General features: G+C 71.8%; 5 protein-coding genes. 2 read left to right on the top strand and 3 right to left on the bottom strand.

Annotated features, from left to right (window positions below; all coding sequences use genetic code 11):
- Nucleotides 1-1,978, bottom strand: a 1,978-nt coding sequence (locus H5J30_RS17745) for an ABC transporter ATP-binding protein (RefSeq protein ID WP_220189039.1), incomplete at its 3' end; no start/stop codon positions are given.
- A 253-nt stretch (nt 1,979-2,231) separates the two neighbouring features.
- Nucleotides 2,232-2,780: an ATP-binding protein gene (locus H5J30_RS17740; protein ID WP_220189038.1), complete on the bottom strand. Its 549-nt coding sequence runs from the start codon at nt 2,778-2,780 to the stop codon at nt 2,232-2,234.
- A 150-nt stretch (nt 2,781-2,930) separates the two neighbouring features.
- Between H5J30_RS17740 and H5J30_RS17735 the strand changes: the two genes are divergently transcribed.
- Nucleotides 2,931-3,191 carry a DUF397 domain-containing protein gene (locus H5J30_RS17735; protein WP_018834136.1) on the top strand — a complete coding sequence of 87 codons (261 nt, stop codon included), beginning with the start codon at nt 2,931-2,933 and terminating at the stop codon, nt 3,189-3,191.
- A gap of 83 nt (nt 3,192-3,274) precedes the next feature.
- Nucleotides 3,275-4,177 (top strand): Sco1979 family transcriptional regulator, encoded by a 903-nt coding sequence (locus H5J30_RS17730; protein ID WP_181788395.1) that lies wholly within the window; start codon nt 3,275-3,277, stop codon nt 4,175-4,177.
- A 105-nt stretch (nt 4,178-4,282) separates the two neighbouring features.
- Here the strand turns inward: H5J30_RS17730 and H5J30_RS17725 are convergent.
- The coding region (locus H5J30_RS17725; protein WP_181788394.1) for an arginase family protein at nt 4,283-4,857 on the bottom strand (575 nt) is incomplete at its 5' end.

The raw sequence follows: 4,857 nt of genomic DNA, 5'->3' as shown, positions 1-4,857 counted from the left end.
GGGTGTCGGTGGCGGGCGGCAGGGCGGCGACCTTGGCCAGCAGCTCGGGGCTGCCGGGCGAGCCGGCGAGCATGCCGGCGAAGCCGGAGGGGTCGCCGGCGGAGGCGGTGGAGTTGCCCCCGGCCGCGGCGCTCTTCTCGCCGGTCTCCTTGCGCACCCACAGGCCGGGGGTGATCCCGTCGACGCTGGCGTGGGTGTCCGCGGCGACCTGGCCGGCCGGGTCGCGCTCGCGGTCCGCCAGCTCGTCCGGGTCGGTCAGCAGCCGGCGGTAGAGGGAGCAGCGGGCCTGCAGCTCCTCGTGGGTGCCGACGTCGACGAGCCGGCCGCCGTCGAGGACGGCGATGCGGTCGGCGAGCGCCAGGGTGGACTGGCGGTGGGCGATGAGCAGCGTGGTGCGGCCGGCCATGACGCTCTTGAGCGCCTCGTGGATCTCGTGCTCGACGCGGGCGTCGACCGCGGAGGTGGCGTCGTCCAGGAGCAGCAGCCGGGGGTCGGTGAGGATCGCGCGGGCCAGCGCGACACGCTGGCGCTGGCCGCCGGAGAGGGTCATGCCCTGCTCGCCGACGACGGTGTCGTAGCCCTCGGGGAGCCCCGCGCCCGCGGCGCCGCCGCCGTCGGCGGGACCGGTGCCGTTGCCCAGCGCGGTGATGAAGCCGTCGGCCTGGGCGGCGCGGGCGGCGGCGCGGATCTCCTCGTCGGTGGCGTCGGGCTTGCCGTAGGCGATGTTGTCCCGGACGGACTCGGAGAACAGGAAGCTGTTCTCGGGCACGAGCCCGATGGCCGCGCGCAGCGAGGGCAGCGTCAGGTCGCGTACGTCGTGGCCGCCGATGCGGACCGCGCCGCCGTCGGGCGCCACGTCGTAGTACCGGGGGATCAGCATCGACAGGGTCGACTTGCCGCTGCCGGAGGCGCCGACGACGGCCATCGTCTCGCCGGGCTCGACGCGCAGCGTCAGCCGGTCCAGCACCGGGTGGTCGGGGTCGTAGCCGAAGGTCACGCCGTCGAACTCGACGTCGGCGGGGGCGTCGGCGGGCAGCTCGTGGGCGCCGGGCCGGTCGGACAGCTCCGGCTCGGTGTCGATCAGCTCGTAGACCCGCTCCACGCCCGCGCGGGCCTGCTGGCCGACGGTGAGCATCATCGCGAGCATCCGGACCGGGCCGACGAGCTGCGCGAGATAGGTGGAGAAGGCGACGAAGGTGCCGAGGGTGATCTGCCCGCGGGTGGCCATCCAGCCGCCGAGCGCGAGCATGCCGACCTGGCCGAGCGAGGGCACGGCCTGGAGGGCGGGGGTGTAGCGGGCGTTCATGCGGACGGTGCGCAGCCGGGCCGCGTAGAGCTTGCGGCTGATGGTGCGGAGCTTGCCGGTCTCCTGCCCCTCCTGGCCGAAGCCCTTGACGACGCGGACGCCGCCGACGGCGCCGTCCACGACCGAGGCGACGGTGCCGGCCTGCTGCTGGGCGTACCAGGTGGCGGGAAACAGGCGGGTGCGGCTGCGGTTCGCGATGAACCACAGGGCGGGGGCGACGCCGAGGGCGACGAGGGTGAGCGTCGGGGACAACACGAGCATGACGACCAGGGAGACCGCGAAGAGCAGCACGTTCCCGATCATCATCGGGATCATGAAGAGCAGGCCCTGGACGAGCTGGAGGTCGGTGGTGCCGCGGCCGACGACCTGGCCGGTGGACAGCTCGTCCTGGCGGCGGCCGTCGAGCCGGACGATCGCGTCGTACATCTCGGTGCGCAGGTCGTGCTGCACGTCGAGGGCGAGCCGGCCGCCGTAGTAGCGCCGGACGTAGGTGAGGCCGTAGACGGCGAGGGCGGCGAGGACCATGACGGCGGCCAGGGGCGCGAGCGGCCGGTCGCCGGAGACGATCACGTCGTCGATGATCAGCTTGGGGATGAGCGGGACGAGCGCCATGATGCCCATCCCGGCGAGGGAGGCGCCGAGGGAGAGCAGGACGTTGCGGCGGTAGCGCAGGGTGTGCCGGACGAGCCGCCGTGCCCAGCCGTCGGGCGCGCTTCGCGGGGGCGTCCGCTCCGGTGGGGTCTCGTCCGCTGGGGTCCGTGCCGCAGGGATCTTCCCCGATGGTTCCGCCACCGGCCGCCTCCGCCTCCGTGTCGATGGTCCTTGGTCCTTGGTCCAGGATCGACAACCCACGGGGGCCGGGATTTGTTTCTCGGGTGCGTACGGAATGTTGCCCGGGGCCGGCGCGGGGGCGCGCGGGCGCGGGTCAGGCCACGGCCTGCAACTGCGGCGGGCTGCTGCCGGTGAGCACCTCGATCAGTACCAGTAACCTGGTGAGGGGCTGTTCGACGCCGTGTTCCTCCGCCGGGGACGCGGGTCTGCCGCCCGCGGAGAAGCGGGCCCAGACGGCCTTGCCGTAGGGGCCCGGCTCGCTCCAGCCCCAGCTGTCGCTGAGGCACTCCACGATCCGCATCCCGCGGCCGGACTCCGCGAACGGGTCGGCGACGCACACCCGCGGGACGCCGGTCCCGGGGTCGAAGACCGCGCACACGACCTCCGAGCCGCGGCGCAGCAGACTGAGGACGACGGGGTGGGGGGCCTGGCTCCAGGACGGTTCGCAGAGACCGTGCCGCAGCGCGTTGGCCACCAGCTCGGAGGCGACGGCGGCGATGTCGTCGACGAGTTCGTCCAGCAGCCAGCCGCGGAGCGTCGCCCGGGCGACGTTGCGGGCTATGCCTATGGACCTGGGGTCGTCTTCGAGCGTGCACGCTGCGAACTCGGAGGCGGTCACCCACCCATCAGCCGGTGCGGTCATCTCCAACTCCCCGGTCTCACGTGCACGTTGATGAAACAGGTTGCGATGCCATAGTGATCGATGTGCACTTGCCGCTGCAAGTACGGATGCAATTTCATTCGCAAGAACAGGTGCACGTACATTGGTGTCGCGATCACAGAAGGAGACAGGATGCAGCAGGTCACGAACGGTGTACCGGCGGATCAACTGGCCGGAATCACCTGGCGGAAGAGTCGTTTCAGCAATCCGAACGGCGAGTGCGTGGAGGTCGCAGGACTCCCCGGAGGGGACATCGCGATGCGCAACTCGCGCGATCCGGGCGGACCGGCACTCATCTACACGCAGGCGGAGATCACCGCCTTCCTGCTCGGCGCGAAGGACGGCCAGTTCGACGATCTGATCGTCAACGGCGCGGCGAGAGGCCCTGGTTGAACTCCGTAGTAGCTGTACACCGAACCCTCCACAGTGAGAGACTGAGCGGTCGAATCACACACCGCGGGACAGGGGCAGGCCAGATGTCAGCGTCACCGGAGCAGACTTCATCGGTACGCAGGGCACTCTCTCAGCAGCATGGAGGGCCCACGGTTCTTCGCATTCTGCTGGGCACTCACCTGCGTCGGCTCCGGGAGGCCGCCGGCGTCTCCCGTGAGGCAGCCGGTGATGCGATCCGGGCGTCCCACGCCAAGATCAGCCGCCTGGAGCTCGGCCGGGTCGGGTACAAGGACCGCGACGTCTCCGACCTCCTCACCCTCTACGGCGTCACGGACGAGCAGGAGCGCTCCGAGTTCCTGGCCCTCGCCCGCCGCGCCAGCTCCCCGGGCTGGTGGCAGAAGTACGGCGACGTGCTGCCGGGCTGGTTCGAGACGCTGCTCGGCCTGGAGGAGGCCGCCGGGCTGATCCGTAACTACCAGGTCCAGTTCGTCCCCGGGCTGCTGCAGACCGCGGACTACGCCCGCGCCGTCACGCTGCTGGCCAACGCGGGCGCGGCCGAGCAGGAGATCCAGCGCAAGGTCGACGTGCGGCTGCGGCGCCAGCAGGTGCTGGACCGGCCGGACGCACCGAAGCTGTGGGTCGTCGTCGACGAGGCCGCGCTGCGCCGCCCGCTCGGCGGGGCGGACGTCATGCGGGGCCAGGTCAGGCACCTGCTGGAGATGGGCAGCCGGAAGAACATCACCATCCAGATCGCGCCCTTCGACATCGGCGGCCTCGCGGCGGCCGGCGGGCCGATACACATCATGCGCTTCACCGAGCCGGACCTGCCCGACGTCGTCTATCTGGAGCAGCTCACCAGCGCGCTCTACCTGGACAAGCCGGACGAGGTGGAGAACTACAAGCTGGTCATGGACCGGCTCTGCGCCACGGCCGAGACCCACGCGGGCAGCATGCGGATACTGGAGCGGCTGGCCGACGAGTTCTGACGGACTCGCGCGGCGCACACAGCATCAGAGGATCAGGCGCGGCGGCGCCTGATCCGTCGTGCTCCTCCCCCTCCTCCCCCTCTTCTCCCGCCACCCGCTCCACGGCTACTCCGGCGTGCTCTCGCCGGCGATCTGCCGCGCCATCAGCGTCGTCAGCTCGTACGCCGTGTGCGACGCCGCCACCGACGTCATCTCCGCGTGGTCGTACGCCGGCGCCACCTCCACCAGGTCCGCGGAGACCAGCCGGCAGCCCGCCAGCCCGCGCAGGATCTCCAGCAGCTCCCGCGAGGTGAGCCCGCCGGCCTCCGGGGTGCCGGTACCCGGGGCGTGCGCCGGGTCCAGGACGTCGATGTCGACGGACACGTACAGCGGCCGGTCCCCGATGCGCTGCCGCAGCTGGTCGGCGACCTCGTCGACGCCGCGGCGCAGCACGTCCGCCGAGGTGACGATGCCGAAGCCCATCTTCTCGTCGTCGTCCAGGTCCTTGCGCCCGTAGAGCGGGCCGCGGATGCCGACGTGCGAGAGCGCCGAGGTGTCCACCACGCCCTCCTCCACCGCGCGCCGGAACGGCGTGCCGTGGGTGTACGCGGCGCCGAAGTAGGTGTCCCAGGTGTCCAGGTGCGCGTCGAAGTGCAGCAGGGCGACCGGCCCGTGCCGGCGGGCGACCGCGCGCAGCAGCG

The organism is Streptomyces phytophilus (assembly GCF_013870535.1).
Classification (GTDB): domain Bacteria; phylum Actinomycetota; class Actinomycetes; order Streptomycetales; family Streptomycetaceae; genus Streptomyces; species Streptomyces phytophilus.
The sequence above is the reverse complement of the archived record's forward strand: the minus strand, read 5'-3'. Positions and strand labels throughout refer to the sequence as shown.

What these genes read in the sequence shown, in the direction of transcription:
- H5J30_RS17735 (WP_018834136.1), top strand. Translation starts at nt 2,931, where the DNA reads ATGCAGCAGGTCACGAACGGTGTACCGGCGGATCAACTGGCCGGAATC.
- H5J30_RS17740 (WP_220189038.1), bottom strand. Translation starts at nt 2,780, where the DNA reads ATGACCGCACCGGCTGATGGGTGGGTGACCGCCTCCGAGTTCGCAGCG.
- H5J30_RS17730 (WP_181788395.1), top strand. Translation starts at nt 3,275, where the DNA reads ATGTCAGCGTCACCGGAGCAGACTTCATCGGTACGCAGGGCACTCTCT.